Here is a 15,647-nt window from a genome sequence, read left to right on the forward strand (position 1 = left end):
TCAACCCGCAGCGGTGCCCATGCGCACCGCGCCACGGCGGTTCTGCCCGAACGCCATCACGCAGTTACGCCCGGCCCCCTTGGCGCTGTACAGCGCCTGGTCGGCGGACTTGAGCACTTCTTCCGGCGTGCGCTGCTCGAGCCGCTCGGCGACGCCGATACTCACCGTGACCGACACCGCGGACGCTCCCGATCCTGCGCGGCGCTGGCGACCTTGCTGATCGTCCTGCGGGCGGTTTTCCTGGTTGCGCAGCTGGATGCTGTAGGACGCTATCGACTCGCGAATCACCTCCAGATGCGGCATGCATTCCTCAAGGGTCTTGCCTGCGAACACCAGGGCAAATTCCTCACCGCCATAGCGATATGCCCTACCGCCACCGCTGATTTTCGACAGCTTGCTGGCAACCAGACGCAGGACCTGGTCACCGACGTCGTGGCCGTGGGTGTCGTTGAATTTCTTGAAATGGTCGACGTCGCTCATCGCCAATACATAATTGCGCCCCAGGCGCTGCATGCGTTCGTTGAGCGCACGACGGCCCGGCAGACCGGTGAGCTCATCGCGAAAGGCCATTTGATAAGCCTCGTGCGCAACGGCGGCGGCAATCATCAACATCACCTGACTGCACATGATGTTCAGGGTAAACGGCAGGATGAAGGTTTTCGGCAGCATCCAGAACACGCCGAGCAAGCCGACCAGTTGCGCTGCGTGCAGCGGGCGCGGGTGGCGCCAGTACTGCCAGGCCAGCAGCAGGAACGACGAAATGAACACCGGATAGGACAGCTGGATCAGACTCATCCACGCCCCGTGCAGTGCTGGCCAGCGGATTTCCGACAGCCAGATCAGCAGCGCCTGGGGATAACTTTGTTCGAGCCCCAGCGCCACGCTGCCGAAGGCCAGCAGCACGGCAAAGCGCGCGACCATATCCTGAAACAGGTGCGTGCGTTCCTGCCACGCCGCAAACAGGCCGAACAACAGCGGCAAGAGCAGACATACCAGATGAAACACCACCGCAGCGTCTTCACGGACCTTGCCGTTGTCGCGGTAGTAATCGGTCTGGGTGTCGAGCAAAAAGTAGGCGATGTACACCGTGAGCATCAGAAACAGCTCACGCTGACGTCGGTAAACCGCGCAATACGCACCGCCCAACAGCAGTACCAGAGTCGGCAGCACGTTGAACAGCGAAGTGAAGAACACACTGAGGTCTTTGACGTACGCAGCCGCCAGCCCCGCCATTAGCAGCAGCAGTGAGGGTAGGAAATGACTGAAACGTACAGCGGAAGAACGCGGCAAGGGTAAAACTCCGACCCGTCATGGCAAAGAGATAGCATTGTGCCTGCAATGTGCGCGTTTAAGCACTCACAATGTGATCCAGATCACATGCTGTCTCTGTAACGGCAGAAGCCCTGACTATCTGAGCGAATCGGCAATAAAAAAACCGCCGCCCCTCACAGGGCAGCGGTTTCAGTGGACCGCGGCAGGACTTAGTAGCCCAGCGCGAAGTCTTCTTCTTTCATATCCATCAGGTTGTTGGCGCCCGACAGCATAGTGGCCACGTGGGTGCGGGTACGCGGCAGGATGCGCTGGAAGTAGAAGCGCGCGGTTTGCAGCTTGGCGGTGTAGAACGCCGCGTCGCCAGTGCCTTCTGCCAGCTTCTCGGCAGCCAGGCGTGCCATGTCGGCCCAGAAATACGCCAGGCAGGCATAACCGGAGTACATCAGGTAATCCACGGAGGCCGCGCCGACTTCTTCGCGATCTTTCATGGCGGCCATACCAACCTTCATGGTCAGCTCGCCCCATTCCTTGTTCAGTGCAGCCAACGGTGCGACGAACTCTTTGACGGCTTCGTTGCCTTCGTTGTTCTGGCAGAACTTGTGGACGATCTTGGTGAAACCCTTGAGGGCTTCGCCTTGAGTCATCAGCACTTTACGGCCCAGCAGGTCGAGGGCCTGGATACCGGTGGTGCCTTCGTACAGCATCGAAATGCGGCTGTCGCGAACGTTCTGCTCCATGCCCCACTCGGCGATGAAACCGTGACCGCCGTAGATCTGCACGCCGTGGTTGGCGGCTTCGAAACCGACTTCGGTCATAAAGGCTTTGGCGATCGGCGTCATGAACGCGAGCAGAGCGTCGGCTTTCTTTTTCTCTTCTTCATCGACGCCGTATTTGACGATGTCGACCTGTTTGGCGGTGAAGTACACCATCGCCCGGTTGCCTTCGGCGAACGCCTTCATGGTTAACAGCATGCGGCGTACGTCAGGGTGGACGATGATCGGGTCTGCGGCTTTGTCCGGCGCTTTCGGGCCAGTCAGCGAACGCATTTGCAGGCGATCGCGAGCGTATTTCAGGCCGCCCTGGAAACCGATCTCGGCGTGGGCCAGACCTTGCAGCGCGGTGCCCAGACGAGCGGTGTTCATAAAGGTGAACATGCAGTTCAGGCCTTTGTTCGCCGGGCCGATCAGGAAACCGGTGGCGCCGTCGAAGTTCATTACACAGGTGGCGTTACCGTGGATGCCCATCTTGTGTTCCAGCGAACCGCAGGTCACTGCGTTGCGTGCACCGACGGTGCCGTCAGCGTTCGGCATGAACTTGGGAACGATGAACAACGAGATGCCTTTGGTGCCGGCCGGTGCGTCCGGCAGGCGGGCCAGTACGATGTGGACGATGTTGTCGGCCATGTCGTGTTCACCGGCCGAGATGAAGATCTTGGTGCCGGACACTTTGTAGGAACCGTCGGCCTGTGGTTCGGCCTTGGTGCGCAGCATGCCCAGGTCGGTGCCGCAATGCGGTTCGGTCAGGCACATGGTGCCGGTCCATTCGCCGGAGACCAGCTTGGTCAGATAAGCGTCCTGCTGCTCAGGGGTGCCGTGCTCGGAAATGGTGTTCATCGCACCGTGCGACAGGCCCGGGTACATGCCCCACGACCAGTTGGCCTCGCCAACCATTTCGCTCACCGCCAGACCCAGCGACTCCGGCAGGCCTTGACCGCCATGCGCGACGTCATGGGCCAGGCTTGGCCAGCCACCTTCGACAAATTGCTTGTAAGCCTCTTTGAAGCCGGTCGGGGTTTTCACGCCGGACTCGCTCCAGGTGCAACCTTCGAGGTCGCCCACGCGGTTCAGCGGTGCCAGTACCTGCTCACAAAACTTGGCGCCTTCTTCGAGAATGGCGTCAACCATGTCCGGAGTTGCGTCTGCGCAAGCCGGAAGGCTCTGATAGTGCGCTTCGTAGCCGAGCAGTTCGTCACGAACGAAGCGAATATCACGCAAGGGGGCCTTGTAGTCAGGCATAGCGATAAACCTCTGCTGATGTAACCGGGAATGAACGACCGCGTTGAATTGTTGTGGCGGTCAAACAGTTGTTTGAAACATACGTTTACGCCGAAATCTTGTCAAGCGGCGATCTTTTGCCATTTGTCTTCGGGTTTTTTTTCAGAGGCGCGCACGGCAAATAGCCACAGACTCGAATGAGTCGTGGGTGCCTGGAAAAGATTAGTTGAGAGAGAAGGACTTACAACGAAAACGCCGCGACAAGGCGCGGCGTTCAATAGCAAAACGAAAAGCGGATCAGGCGAAGGTGTCGATGATAGTCCCGAGCATTTCGTCGGAAGCCTTGGCCACTTTCACACCCAGCTCCGCCTGAATCTTGCCCTGGGACATTTCGACCATATTGCTGGCCAGATCCGATTGTTGAGCGCGATCCACCCCACGCAGGCGATCGACCTGCACTTCGGACGACTGGCTGGTCACCGAACGTTCAATGGTGTTGTTGGCGATCTGGCTGGCGGCCTGGTCGACGCGGTTCTGCCCGCTCTGAATCGAGCTCAGACCTGCATAAAAAGCGGTACTGCCGGAGATTTCCATAACGACTCTCATCCCTTGAAAGGATCAATAGGCGCCATTGAAGCAGAGGCGTCAGAAAAACACCCGTCAAAAACACTAATGGCACAGTGCCTGCCCATAGAGAAAAGCTTAGTCGAGCAAATCCAGCTGCAGATGCGCGGCCACGGCTTCGGCGCTCGGCGCCTTGAGTTTCGGCACGCGGCCCAGGCATGGTGCGGGAATCCGCTCAGCCAGTGTCGCCAGGTTCTCTTCCAGCCGCGACGTCTTTGGATCGATGATATTTGCCACCCACCCGGCCAGCTGCAGACCATCCCGGGCAATTGCCTCGGCCGTGAGCAAGGCATGGCTGATACAACCCAACCGCACGCCGACCACCAGAATCACCGGCAGCTTCAGCGCGATCGCCAGATCCGACAGATTATCCTGATCGGCCAACGGCACCCGCCAGCCGCCGGCACCTTCGATCAAGGTGAAATCGGCGTTCATCGCGAGGATCCCGCGCATCGGCGCCAGCAACGATTGCACAGTCAACGCCACACCCGCTTCGCGCGCCGCCAGATGCGGAGCGATAGCCGGTTCGAACGCCAACGGATTGACCTGTTGATAAGTCAGCGGCAACGAGCACTCGGCCAACAACGCCAGCGCATCGGCGTTGCGCAAACCCTTGGGCGTGACTTCGCACCCCGACGCCACCGGTTTGCCCGCCGCCGTACTCAACCCCGCCGAGCGCGCCGCGTGCAGCAAACCGGCGGCGACGGTGGTCTTGCCGACATCGGTGTCGGTACCTGTAATGAAATAGGCTGCGCTCATAAGGGTTTCTCCAACACGGCGTAGACCACCTGATAAGTCGCCGGCAATCCCGACGCCTTGCGGAACCGCTCGTAAGCCTCGACCAGCCCGAGAATCCGCGCGCGCCCGGTCAGACCACCTGGCCGCCCGGGATTGAGATTGTGCGCACCCAGCGCTTTCAGCTCATGAGTCAAACTGCGCACATCCGGGTAATGCAGCACGTGCGGCAGACTCGCCAGACTCAACGTGCGCAGGCCACTGGCTGCGCACGCCTGCTCATATCGAGCAAATTCGCGGAAGCGATTGACGTGCACCAGTCCGTCGACCTGCCGCCAGCTCTCGCGCAGTTCGAACAATGTCCCTGTGCAAAGACTAGCAAATGCAAAAATCCCGCCCGGTTTCAGCACGCGAAAAGCCTCGCTGAGCACCGCCTCGAAATCCGCACACCACTGCACCGCGAGGCTGGAGAAGATCAGATCACAGGTCGAATCCTGCAACGGCAGGCGCTCCGCATCGCCGGCAATGAAATGCTCGGCGCCGCCCAGCGGCCGCGCGTGGTTTAGCATGCCCTGGGCAATATCCAGCGCCAGCCCCTGGCCTTCGGTAAAACGTGAGCCCAGCGCGCGGGTGAAATAGCCGGTGCCACAGCCCAGATCCAGCCAACGTGCGGGGACGAAATCCAGAGGTAGACGCGCGAGCAACTCTGTACCGACATCACGCTGCAACTCGGCGACGCTGTCATAACTGGCCGCTGCACGTGAAAAAGAGGCGGCAACCTGACGCTTGTCGGGCAAGCCGCCAGGCAGCACAAGGGACAAATCAGTCATCTGCGCACTCGTGTAGAAAAGCCTGGATCGCGCCCGCCAGTCCGTGGGGGTCTTCCAGAAGAAATGCATGGCTGGCCTGTTCGATCAGGCCAATTTCGATATCCGGCAATAACGCAAACAACGCCCCGGCGGCTTCCGCGGGCACCAGACCATCGTGGCCGGCGAACAGGTGCAACTGCGGACCGCGAAATGCTTGCAGCGCCTCGCGGATATCCATCTGCGCGAGCAACTCGAGCCCGGCCATCAATACGGCAGGCGAGGTGCCTGGTGCCGCGCCGAGCAGCAGTCGGGACAAGCCGCGCGGATCTTGCGCCCCTTGGGCGCACAGCAGCGAAAAGCGTTTGAGGGTCGTGCGCGGGTCGGCCTGGCAACCGGCCAGAAACGCATCGAACGTCTCGGCCGGCATCGCACTCGGCCACTGCTCATGAGCAACAAAACACGGATTGCTCGCCAGCGTCAGCACACCGCAGCAATGCTCGCCACGGCGCGCCGCCAGTCCGGTCGCCAGCATGCCGCCCAGCGACCAGCCGCCAAGCCAGACGTCTTGAGGAATACGTTCATCGAGTTCATCGAGCCAGTCCTGTGGGTCGCTGGAATCCAGCTCAGGCAACGGCTCGATGCTGACCGTCAGATGCTCGTCCAGCCCGTGCAATGCGGCCGCCAAGGGTTCCATTGGCGAAATGCCAAGGCCCCAGCCGGGCAACAGAATCAGACGATCACGCATGGCTTGGCTCCGACGATAGCCGGGCGTAGCAATCGGCCAGCCCCTCTAACAATAGCTGCACCTGCGCCTCGCTGTGGGCGGCGGTAAGGGTCACACGCAGCCGCGCGCTGCCGGCGGGGACGGTCGGCGGGCGGATCGCCGTGACCATCAACCCACGCTCGCGCAGCATCTGCGACAGGCGCAGCGCACGTCCGGCATCGCCAATCAGGATCGGCTGAATCGGGGTGAAGCTGTCCATCAATTGCAGGCCGATCTGCTCGGCGCCGTGGCGGAACTGGCGAATCAACGTCTGCAGATGTTCGCGACGCCAGTGTTCGCTGCGCAGCAGTTCGAGGCTTTTCAGCGTCGCGCAGGCCAACGCCGGTGGCTGGCTGGTGGTGTAAATGTACGGGCGGGCGAACTGGATCAGGCTCTCGATCAGCTCTTCGCTGCCGGCCACGAATGCGCCCGCTGTGCCGAACGCCTTGCCGAGGGTGCCAACCAGAACGGGCACGTCTTCCTGGCTCAGGCCGAAATGCTCGACGACGCCTGCGCCCGTCCCCCCGAGCGGGCCGAAACCATGGGCATCATCGACCATCAGCCAGGCACCTTTGGCCTTGGCTTCACGGGCCAATGCCGGCAGATCGGCGATATCGCCGTCCATGCTGAACACGCCATCGGTGACCACCAGGGTATTGCCGGTGGCTTTCTCGAGACGATTGGCCAGGCTTTGCGCGTCGTTATGCAGATAGCGATTGAAGCGCGCGCCCGACAACAGACCGGCATCCAGCAGCGAAGCGTGATTGAGGCGATCTTCGAGGACTGTATCGCCCTGCCCGACCAGCGCCGTGACCGCGCCTAGATTGGCCATGTAGCCGGTGGTAAACAACAGCGCACGCGGCCGACCGGTCAGGTCCGCCAGCGCCTCTTCGAGTGCGTGATGCGGGCCGCTGTGGCCGATCACCAGGTGCGAGGCGCCACCGCCGACGCCCCAGCGCTCGGCCCCGGCGCGCCAGGCTTCGATCACTTGCGGATGATTGGCCAGGCCCAGGTAATCGTTGTTGCAGAAGGCCAGCAACGGTTTGCCGTCGACCACCACTTGCGGCCCTTGCGGGGATTCAAGCAGCGGGCGCTGCCGGTAGAGGTTGTCGGCACGACGGGTGGCAAGGCGTGCGGCGAGATCGAAAGACATGCAGGCCTCGAAAAAATCAGAACACATGAATCCAGATAGACACGGCACCTGTGGGAGCTGGCTTGCCAGCGATGAGGGCAGCACATTCAACATCCATGTCGACAGTCAGTTCGCTATCGCTGGCAAGCCAGCTCCCACGGGTGCTTGCATCGCTTCAAAAAATCAAATGGCAGCGTTATAGAACTGCTCGCTGCTCTTCTGCTCCACCAACGCCTGCTCGATCGCCGCCTGATGCACTTCATCGGCGTGCTCTTCGCGCGCTTCCGGCTGGATACCCAGGCGTGCGAACAACTGCATGTCCTTGTCAGCCTGCGGGTTGGCGGTGGTGAGCAACTTGTCGCCGTAGAAGATCGAGTTGGCGCCGGCGAAAAACGCCAGCGCCTGCATCTGCTCGTTCATCGCTTCGCGGCCGGCGGACAGACGCACGTGGGACTGCGGCATGAGAATGCGCGCCACCGCGAGCATGCGAATGAAGTCGAACGGATCGATATCTTCAGCATTTTCCAGCGGTGTGCCGGCAACCTTGACCAGCATGTTGATCGGCACCGATTCCGGATGCTCCGGCAGGTTGGCCAGTTGGATCAGCAAATTGGCGCGGTCGTCCAGCGACTCGCCCATGCCGAGAATGCCGCCGGAGCAGATTTTCATACCCGACTCACGCACGTAAGCCAGTGTCTGCAACCGCTCGCTGTAGGTGCGCGTGGTGATAATGCTGCCGTAGAACTCCGGCGAGGTGTCGAGGTTGTGGTTGTAGTAGTCGAGGCCAGCCTTGGCCAGCGCTTCGGTCTGCTCCTGGTCCAGTCGCCCCAGAGTCATGCAGGTTTCCAGGCCCATGGCTTTGACGCCTTCGACCATTTTCAGCACATAGGGCATGTCCTTGGCCGAAGGATGCTTCCACGCGGCGCCCATGCAGAAGCGCGTCGAGCCGATGGCTTTGGCGCGCGCCGCCTCTTCGAGGACTTTCTGCACTTCCATCAGCTTTTCTTTTTCAAGACCGGTGTTGTAGTGACCGGACTGCGGGCAGTACTTGCAGTCTTCCGGGCAGGCGCCGGTTTTGATCGACAGCAGCGTCGAGACTTGAACGCGGTTGGCGTTGAAGTGCGCGCGGTGCACCGTTTGCGCCTGGAACAGCAAGTCGTTGAATGGCTGTACGAAGAGTGCTTTGACTTCGGCCAGAGACCAATCGTGACGCAGGGTGGCGGTGGTGCTCGCGCTCATGGGCAATTCCTTGGTTATGCTTGGCTGGCGCCAGGGAAATGGAATACCCACAGGCGCTACACGGATGTTCGGCATATTTAAGGAAGTGACATGCGCTGTCAACCACGATACAAAGGACCGGTTTACATCTGTTTAAATAATGTACAAACCTGCTTGTTATGCGATGAGCGCGCCGAAGCAGAAATGCCAATCTGCGTGGCCTGCGAAACCGAGTTGCCCTGGCTCGGCAGCCATTGCCAGCGCTGCGCTTTGCCCTTGATTGCCGAGGGTCTGACGTGCGGAGCGTGCCTGCTAGAGCCTCCGGCCTTTGCGCAGGTCGCCGCGCCTTGGCTGTATGGCTTCCCGGTGGACAGTCTGATTACGCGTTTTAAACACAACGCAAAATGGCCGTTTGGCCACCTGCTCGCCGACGTTCTCGGGCAATACCTGCAACATTGCTTCGATGAAGATCTGCCGAGGCCCGATGCGTTGGTGCCGGTGCCACTGGCGCGAAAACGCTTGCGTCAACGCGGGTTCAACCAGGCCGCGATGCTCGCACGGTGGTTGGGCAAGTCGCTGAATCTGCCTTGCGAAGAACGGATCTTGCGTCGCGTCAAAGAGACCGATGCGCAGCAGGATCTCGACGCCAATGCGCGCAAGCACAATTTGCGCAACGCCTTCGATCTGGCGCCGAATGCCCCGGTAAACGGCCGGCATTTCGCGCTGATCGATGACGTGCTGACTACTGGCGCCACCGCTCAGGCGCTGGCGCGGTTGTTGATGAGCGCAGGGGCGGCGCGAGTTGATGTGTATTGTCTGGCCCGCACGCCGAAACCCGGAAGCTGATCTGCTCACAATCCCCTGTAGAGTGAGCCTGCTCGCGATAGCGGTAGATCAGCCAGCATAGATGTCGCCTTTGATGGCGCCATCGCGAGCAGGCTCACTCCAGGTTTTGGGCCTGACTTGACTGCGGCGCTCGAAGCCGCCAGCTTCTGTAGCAACTGCCGCAGCAAATCTGACCGATATGTCCCTACCCTCCCTCCTCTCCCAGCACATCGTGCGCCGTCCGCAGCGCATTGCCCTGCTGCAACATATTGCCGAGCAGGGCTCGATCACCCGCGCAGCGAAAAGCGCAGGCTTGAGCTACAAAGCGGCGTGGGACGCCATCGATGAGTTGAACAACCTCGCACACAAACCGCTGGTCGAGCGGATCATTGGCGGCAAGGGCGGTGGCGGTGCCAAACTGTCCAGCGAAGGCGAACGTGTGCTGCGCCTCTATCAAAAGTTGCAAGCCCTGCAGGCGCAAGTGCTCGAGGCGGCGGAAGACGCCAGTGACCTGGACCTGCTCGGGCGGCTGATGCTCAGGACCAGCGCGCGCAATCAGTTGCACGGCAAGGTGGTAGCGATCGGCAGTCAGGGCCGCAACGACCTGATCCGCCTCGAACTGGCCGAAGGCCTGTGCCTCGACGCGCAAATCACTCACGACAGCACCCTGCACCTCGAGCTGCAGATCGGCACGCCAGTGGTCGCACTGATCAAGGCGGGCTGGCTGGAATTGCTCGGCCGTGAGCAAGTCGCAACGCCGGGACACAATTTGCTCGACGGCAACATCGAGGCGATTCTCGATGCCGAGGACGGCCCCAGCGAAGTGCGTGTTTCTTTGCCCAACGGCCACATTCTCTGCGCGCTGGCCGAACCGCTGGAGTTGCGCCAACGCGGCTTGGGGGTCGGTCAGCCGGTGCGTGTGCAGTTTTCGCCGAGCAATGTGCTGATCGGCACGCCGCTCTGATCGGGCGCTGCAACGAAAGCGTCATCGTTGCTCATTAAGGTGGCTGCCAAAACCATGCAGGGAGCCTGAGATGAGCCTGTTAGAAGAAAACCAATCCACCGATCTGGAAAAAATGGTCGGCCTCAGCCGTCGCGGTTTCATCAGCGCCGGTGCATTGTGCGGTGCCGCGATGTTTCTGGGCGGCAACCTGCTGAGCCGCAGCGTGATGGCGGCGAGTGTCAGCGCCGGCAACAGCCGTCTGCTCGGTTTTGAAAGCATTCCCGCCGCGACCAGCGACGCGATCAGCCTGCCCAAGGGCTACAAGTCTTCGGTGCTGATCAGCTGGGGCCAGCCGCTGCACAAGAACGGCCCGGCCTTCGACCCGAGCGGCAATGGCACCGCGGCCGCACAGGAAGTGCAGTTTGGCGACAACAACGACGGCATGAGCCTGTTCGCCTTCCCGGATGACCGCAACCGCGCGCTGATGGCAATCAACAACGAATACACCAACTACCGCTACCTTTATCCGCACGGCGGCATGCCGCGGTCGGCCGAAGACGTGCGCAAGGCGCTGGCCTGTGAAGGCGTGTCGGTGATCGAGGTGCAGCGCAAGAACGGCCAATGGCAGTTCGTTCAGGGCTCGCGCTACAACCGGCGCATCCACGGCAACTCGCCGCTGCGCATCAGCGGCCCGGCGGCCGGTCATGACTTGATGAAAACCGCTGCCGACAAGCACGGCAAAAAAGTGCTCGGCACGTTCCAGAACTGCGCCAACGGCAAAACGCCGTGGGGCACCTACCTGACCTGCGAAGAAAACTTCACCGATTGCTTCGGCAGCAGCAACGCCCAGCAGCAGTTCGACGCCGCGCAAAAACGCTACGGCGTAACGGCCGCCAGCCGCGAGATCAACTGGCACCCGTACGATCCGCGTTTCGACATGGCCAAGAACCCGAATGAGCTGAACCGTCACGGCTGGGTGGTCGAGATCGATCCGTTCGATCCGCAATCGACCCCGGTCAAACGTACCGCGCTGGGCCGCTTCAAGCACGAAAACGCCGCCCTCGCCGAGACCGACGACGGCCGTGCCGTGGTGTACATGGGCGACGACGAACGTGGCGAGTTCATCTACAAATTCGTCAGCCGCGACCGCATCAATCACCGCAATGCCAAAGCCAACCGCAATATCCTCGATCACGGCACATTGTATGTGGCGAAATTCGATGCCGGTGACGGCAATCCCGATCACCCGAAAGGCCAGGGCCAGTGGATCGAACTGACCCATGGCAAAAACGGCATCGACGCCAGCAGCGGTTTCGCCGATCAGGCCGAAGTACTGATTCATGCACGTCTCGCCGCCAGTGTCGTCGGCGCGACGCGCATGGATCGCCCGGAATGGATCGTCGTCAGCCCCAAGGATGGCCAGGTGTATTGCACCCTGACCAACAACGCCAAACGTGGCGAGGACGGCCAACCGGTGGGCGGCCCGAACCCGCGCGAGAAGAACGTCTATGGACAGATTCTGCGCTGGCGCACCGACCGCGACGATCACGCCTCGAAGACTTTTGCCTGGGATCTGTTCGTGGTCGCTGGCAACCCCGGCGTGCATGCCGGTACGCCGAAGGGCGGCTCGTCCAACATCACTCCGCAGAACATGTTCAACAGCCCGGATGGCCTGGGTTTCGACAAGGCCGGACGCCTGTGGATTCTCACCGACGGCGATTCGAGCAATGCCGGCGACTTCGCCGGGATGGGCAACAACCAGATGCTCTGCGCCGATCCGAAAACCGGTGAGATTCGCCGGTTCATGGTCGGGCCTGTGGGTTGCGAGGTGACGGGGATCAGCTTCTCGCCGGATCAGAAAACCCTGTTTGTCGGGATTCAGCATCCGGGCGAAAACGGCGGTTCGACCTTCCCCGAGCATCTGCCCAATGGCAAGCCACGGTCGTCGGTGATGGCGATTACCCGAGAGGATGGCGGGATCGTCGGCGCCTGATAAACCCTTATCGCGAGCAGGCGAAGGCCTACATTTGGAATGCATTCCCCTGTAGGCGTGAGCCTGCTCGCGATAGCTTCAGCCCAGACACCAATCCCTAACTGCCTGCCATCTGCGCTACCATGCCGGGCCGGACGCAGCAGCCTGCTGCGCGCAGGAGTCAGCATGGCCCACCCGTTTGAAACCCTCACACCCGATCTCGTCCTCGACGCCGTCGAAAGCATCGGTTTTCTCAGCGATGCGCGCATTCTGGCGCTCAACAGCTATGAAAACCGCGTCTATCAGGTCGGCATCGAAGACTCCGAGCCGCTGATCGCCAAGTTCTACCGCCCGCAGCGCTGGACCAACGACGCCATCCTTGAAGAGCACCAGTTCACCTTTGAATTGGCCAATGTGGACATCCCGGTGGTAGCGCCGCTGATCCACAACGGCGAAACCCTGCACGAGCATGCCGGTTTCCGCTTCACCCTGTTTCCGCGTCGCGGCGGCCGCGCGCCGGAGCCGGGCAACCTCGATCAGTTGTATCGCCTCGGCCAGTTGCTCGGGCGCATCCACGCAGTCGGCGCGACCAAACCGTTCGAACACCGCGAAGCCCTCGCCGTGCAGAATTTCGGCCACGCTTCGCTGAGCACCCTGCTGGAAGGCAACTTCATTCCGAAAAGCCTGCTGCCGGCTTACGAGTCCGTCGCCCGCGACCTGCTCAAGCGCGTTGAAGATGCCTACGCCAGGATGCCGCATCAGAACATCCGCATGCACGGTGATTGCCACCCCGGCAACATGATGTGCCGCGACGAGATGTTCCACATCGTGGACCTCGATGACTGCCGCATGGGCCCGGCGGTGCAGGACATCTGGATGATGCTCGCCGGTGATCGTCAGGACTGTCTGGGGCAGTTGTCGGAACTGATGGATGGCTACAACGAATTCCACGATTTCGACCCGCGTGAACTGGCGCTGATCGAGCCGCTGCGCGCCCTGCGGTTGATGCATTACAGCGCATGGCTGGCGCGACGCTGGGATGACCCGGCGTTTCCGCACAGCTTCCCTTGGTTCGGCACCGAGCGTTATTGGGGCGATCAGGTGCTGGCGCTGCGCGAGCAACTGGCGGCGCTGAATGAAGAACCGCTGAAGCTCTTCTGATTCATCTCCATCCTCTGTAGGAGTGAGCCTGCTCGCGATAGCGTTTTATCAGGCAACGAAAATGTTGAATGTCAGAGCGCTATCGCGAGCAGGCTCACTCCTACATTTGTTCGGTGTTCACAATTTCCCGACCTATCCGCTAAGGCATCTGCGGACAAATCTCCTTACAATCCCTCCTTTGTCAGCTGCCAAAGCAAGGATTCTGCATGCAAGCCGCCAACCCGCGTCGCGGGTACATTCTGGGCCTGAGTGCCTACATCATCTGGGGCCTGTTCCCGATCTATTTCAAAGCCATCGCCGAAGTGCCGGCGGTCGAGATCATCATTCATCGCGTGCTGTGGTCGGCGTTGTTCGGCGCGCTGTTGCTGATGGTGTGGAAGCACCCGGGCTGGCTGCGCGAATTGCTCGACAACCCCAAGCGTCTGGCGATTCTGGCGTTGAGCGGTACGCTGATCGCGGCCAACTGGCTGACCTATGTGTGGTCGGTGAATAACGGGCGCATGCTCGAAGCAAGCCTCGGTTATTACATCAACCCGTTGATCAACGTGTTATTGGGCATGGTGATTCTCGGGGAGCGGCTGCGGCGCATGCAGTGGCTGGCGGTGGGGCTCGCCGCGGTTGGCGTGGCGCAGCAGGTCTGGCAGGTCGGCAGTCTGCCGTGGGTGTCGCTGGCGCTGGCGTTGACCTTCGGCTTCTACGGACTGATTCGCAAACAGGCACCGGTCAAGGCCTTGCCGGGGCTGGTGGTGGAAACCTGGATGCTGGTGCCGATTGCGATTGCGTGGTTGTTGTTCAACCAGACCGCGACGAGCGTGCAGCCTGAGTTCTGGAGCACCTCGCAAGCCTGGTGGCTGGTAGCCGCCGGCCCGGTGACGCTGGTGCCGCTGGTGTGTTTCAACGCCGCGACCCGGCATCTGCCCTACACCACCATCGGCTTCCTGCAATACATCGCCCCGACCTTGGTGCTGTTGCAAGCGGTGCTGCTGTTTGGCGAGCACTTGTCGTCGAGCACACTGGTCGCGTTCATGTTCATTTGGGCCGGCCTGGCGGTGTACAGCATCGATGCGTGGATAAGTTTGCGTCGACGCAGCTGATCAAAAAACGCACAAACCTCTACAGGCCACGGCTCTCGTGGCCTGTATCGTTCCTTCCCAAGGTTATCCATAGCGTGATCCCCGCCGTTTGTGTGCAAGTCTCTGAATACTGGCGGTTTTTTGATCAATCGCCGCAAAGCCGCGGCGGACGTGGCGTAGCGCTCGGTCTCTACAGGTTATCCACAGGCAGGTGCACGTTTAAACTGGATAACCTGCGCGGCTCAAACTTCCGTGCGTAACACCAACTCGACCATCAAATCATCGGCCAGGGTTTCCAGGCGCGCCTGCAATACGTCCAGCGACAACGTCAGCGGCACGGCAAGAATCGCTTCGGCGTGAAACAGCGGCTCGCTGCTCATCGGCGCCGGGCGCACTTCGGTGACGAGCCTCTCGAGATTGACTCCCTGCTCGCTCAACAGCCGGGTGATGTCGCGGACGATGCCGGGGCGGTCATTGCCGACCAGCTCCATGGCGATCGGCTTCCAGGTGCAGGACTGCTCGATGCCGCTTTCGGCGACCAGTACACGGATACCGTGCGCCGTCAGTGCTTGTAAGGCATCGACTAATTCATCGTAAGCCTCTGCCGGCACGCCAACCCGCAGGATCCCGGCGAACTGCCCGGCCATCCGTGACATGCGGCTTTCCAGCCAGTTGCCGCCGTGTTCGGCGATGCATTGGGCGATGCGCTCGACCTGCCCGGGCTTGTCCGGGGCGAAAACGGTGAGTACGAGATGGTCCATGGCGCAGCCCTCTGTGCATGACTTTTGTGATCGAAGGGCAAGTATAGGCAAGGGCTTGTCTTGCGTTGGATGGACTGGCGCTTTAGCGAGCCGCCGCACCGGCGCGAGATCTGAAAAAAGGAATCGTGTACAACTTTCGATATTTAACTGGAACAATCCAATGCTTTTTTGAGAACATCCCGTTCCGCGACGTGACCGCAATGCGTCATGAGGTCGCAGAACGACGTAATTAGTCTGATTTTCACAAGCGCAACTCATCATGTAGTATGCCGCAGCGCGCACTACATAACGCCGGATCGATGTCCGCCCAGGCCTGTTCGCAACCCTGAAAGCCCCGTCAGCAAGGCCCTCAAGCCGTTGATTGG

General features: G+C 60.9%; 14 protein-coding genes. 5 read left to right on the forward strand and 9 right to left on the reverse strand.

From position 1 onward, the window contains the following. The 8 genes from ACYYKW_RS01835 to bioB all read right to left on the reverse strand — a co-directional run bounded on the left by ACYYKW_RS01835 (window position 1) and on the right by bioB (window position 8,568). Complete coding sequence (locus ACYYKW_RS01835; protein WP_093097674.1) at window positions 1–1,290, reverse strand: GGDEF domain-containing protein; 1,290 nt, start codon at window positions 1,288–1,290, stop codon at window positions 1–3. A gap of 191 nt (window positions 1,291–1,481) precedes the next feature. Beyond that, complete coding sequence (locus tag ACYYKW_RS01840) at window positions 1,482–3,287, reverse strand: phenylacyl-CoA dehydrogenase (RefSeq protein ID WP_090286907.1); 1,806 nt, start codon at window positions 3,285–3,287, stop codon at window positions 1,482–1,484. Between the two features lie 276 nt (window positions 3,288–3,563). Next, window positions 3,564–3,860: a pyrroloquinoline quinone biosynthesis protein PqqE gene (locus ACYYKW_RS01845; protein ID WP_090286910.1), complete on the reverse strand. Its 297-nt coding sequence runs from the start codon at window positions 3,858–3,860 to the stop codon at window positions 3,564–3,566. Between the two features lie 108 nt (window positions 3,861–3,968). Continuing rightward, window positions 3,969–4,649 carry a dethiobiotin synthase gene (gene bioD, locus ACYYKW_RS01850; protein ID WP_090286912.1) on the reverse strand — a complete coding sequence of 227 codons (681 nt, stop codon included), beginning with the start codon at window positions 4,647–4,649 and terminating at the stop codon, window positions 3,969–3,971. After that, complete coding sequence (gene bioC / locus ACYYKW_RS01855; protein WP_093097668.1) at window positions 4,646–5,455, reverse strand: malonyl-ACP O-methyltransferase BioC; 810 nt, start codon at window positions 5,453–5,455, stop codon at window positions 4,646–4,648. Before bioC ends, bioD begins: the two co-directional genes overlap by 4 nt. After that, the gene (locus tag ACYYKW_RS01860) at window positions 5,448–6,179 is read right to left on the reverse strand and encodes an alpha/beta fold hydrolase (RefSeq protein WP_464989277.1); all 732 of its coding nucleotides are present in this window, start codon (window positions 6,177–6,179) and stop codon (window positions 5,448–5,450) included. The genes bioC and ACYYKW_RS01860 overlap by 8 nt, the downstream gene beginning before the upstream one ends. After that, window positions 6,172–7,350, reverse strand: a complete 1,179-nt coding sequence (gene bioF, locus ACYYKW_RS01865; RefSeq protein ID WP_464989278.1) for an 8-amino-7-oxononanoate synthase — start codon at window positions 7,348–7,350, stop codon at window positions 6,172–6,174. Before bioF ends, ACYYKW_RS01860 begins: the two co-directional genes overlap by 8 nt. 162 nt (window positions 7,351–7,512) lie before the next feature. Next, the gene (bioB, locus tag ACYYKW_RS01870) at window positions 7,513–8,568 is read right to left on the reverse strand and encodes a biotin synthase BioB (protein ID WP_093097664.1); all 1,056 of its coding nucleotides are present in this window, start codon (window positions 8,566–8,568) and stop codon (window positions 7,513–7,515) included. Window positions 8,569–8,658: 90 nt separating this feature from the next. Here bioB and ACYYKW_RS01875 point away from each other — a divergent pair, with 90 nt between their 5' ends. The 5 genes from ACYYKW_RS01875 (at window position 8,659) to rarD (ending at window position 14,542) form a co-directional block, all read left to right on the forward strand. Further along, window positions 8,659–9,393 carry a double zinc ribbon domain-containing protein gene (locus tag ACYYKW_RS01875; RefSeq protein ID WP_464989279.1) on the forward strand — a complete coding sequence of 245 codons (735 nt, stop codon included), beginning with the start codon at window positions 8,659–8,661 and terminating at the stop codon, window positions 9,391–9,393. 178 nt (window positions 9,394–9,571) lie between these two features. Continuing rightward, complete coding sequence (locus ACYYKW_RS01880) at window positions 9,572–10,336, forward strand: TOBE domain-containing protein (RefSeq protein ID WP_464989280.1); 765 nt, start codon at window positions 9,572–9,574, stop codon at window positions 10,334–10,336. Window positions 10,337–10,406: 70 nt separating this feature from the next. After that, window positions 10,407–12,308 (forward strand): PhoX family protein, encoded by a 1,902-nt coding sequence (locus ACYYKW_RS01885; protein WP_464989281.1) that lies wholly within the window; start codon window positions 10,407–10,409, stop codon window positions 12,306–12,308. 165 nt (window positions 12,309–12,473) lie between these two features. Then, window positions 12,474–13,448 carry a serine/threonine protein kinase gene (locus ACYYKW_RS01890; RefSeq protein WP_464989282.1) on the forward strand — a complete coding sequence of 325 codons (975 nt, stop codon included), beginning with the start codon at window positions 12,474–12,476 and terminating at the stop codon, window positions 13,446–13,448. 206 nt (window positions 13,449–13,654) lie between these two features. Next, the gene (gene rarD, locus ACYYKW_RS01895) at window positions 13,655–14,542 is read left to right on the forward strand and encodes an EamA family transporter RarD (RefSeq protein WP_336356708.1); all 888 of its coding nucleotides are present in this window, start codon (window positions 13,655–13,657) and stop codon (window positions 14,540–14,542) included. Between the two features lie 221 nt (window positions 14,543–14,763). Here the strand turns inward: rarD and ACYYKW_RS01900 are convergent, their stop codons facing one another. Then, on the reverse strand, window positions 14,764–15,282 hold the full coding sequence (locus ACYYKW_RS01900) for a glycine cleavage system transcriptional repressor (RefSeq protein WP_203419758.1): 519 nt from the start codon (window positions 15,280–15,282) through the stop codon (window positions 14,764–14,766). Window positions 15,283–15,647 lie beyond the last annotated feature (365 nt).

The sequence above is a fragment of the Pseudomonas sp. 15C genome, assembly GCF_055484735.1.

Bases quoted from the DNA above. Each gene is read 5' to 3' on its own strand.
- bioF (WP_464989278.1), bottom strand. From the start codon at position 7,350: ATGTCTTTCGATCTCGCCGCACGCCTTGCCACCCGTCGTGCCGACAAC.
- ACYYKW_RS01880 (WP_464989280.1), top strand. From the start codon at position 9,572: ATGTCCCTACCCTCCCTCCTCTCCCAGCACATCGTGCGCCGTCCGCAG.
- ACYYKW_RS01875 (WP_464989279.1), top strand. From the start codon at position 8,659: ATGCGCTGTCAACCACGATACAAAGGACCGGTTTACATCTGTTTAAAT.
- bioD (WP_090286912.1), bottom strand. From the start codon at position 4,649: ATGAGCGCAGCCTATTTCATTACAGGTACCGACACCGATGTCGGCAAG.
- ACYYKW_RS01890 (WP_464989282.1), top strand. From the start codon at position 12,474: ATGGCCCACCCGTTTGAAACCCTCACACCCGATCTCGTCCTCGACGCC.
- rarD (WP_336356708.1), top strand. From the start codon at position 13,655: ATGCAAGCCGCCAACCCGCGTCGCGGGTACATTCTGGGCCTGAGTGCC.
- ACYYKW_RS01840 (WP_090286907.1), bottom strand. From the start codon at position 3,287: ATGCCTGACTACAAGGCCCCCTTGCGTGATATTCGCTTCGTTCGTGAC.
- ACYYKW_RS01900 (WP_203419758.1), bottom strand. From the start codon at position 15,282: ATGGACCATCTCGTACTCACCGTTTTCGCCCCGGACAAGCCCGGGCAG.
- bioB (WP_093097664.1), bottom strand. From the start codon at position 8,568: ATGAGCGCGAGCACCACCGCCACCCTGCGTCACGATTGGTCTCTGGCC.
- bioC (WP_093097668.1), bottom strand. From the start codon at position 5,455: ATGACTGATTTGTCCCTTGTGCTGCCTGGCGGCTTGCCCGACAAGCGT.
- ACYYKW_RS01860 (WP_464989277.1), bottom strand. From the start codon at position 6,179: ATGCGTGATCGTCTGATTCTGTTGCCCGGCTGGGGCCTTGGCATTTCG.
- ACYYKW_RS01845 (WP_090286910.1), bottom strand. From the start codon at position 3,860: ATGGAAATCTCCGGCAGTACCGCTTTTTATGCAGGTCTGAGCTCGATT.
- ACYYKW_RS01885 (WP_464989281.1), top strand. From the start codon at position 10,407: ATGAGCCTGTTAGAAGAAAACCAATCCACCGATCTGGAAAAAATGGTC.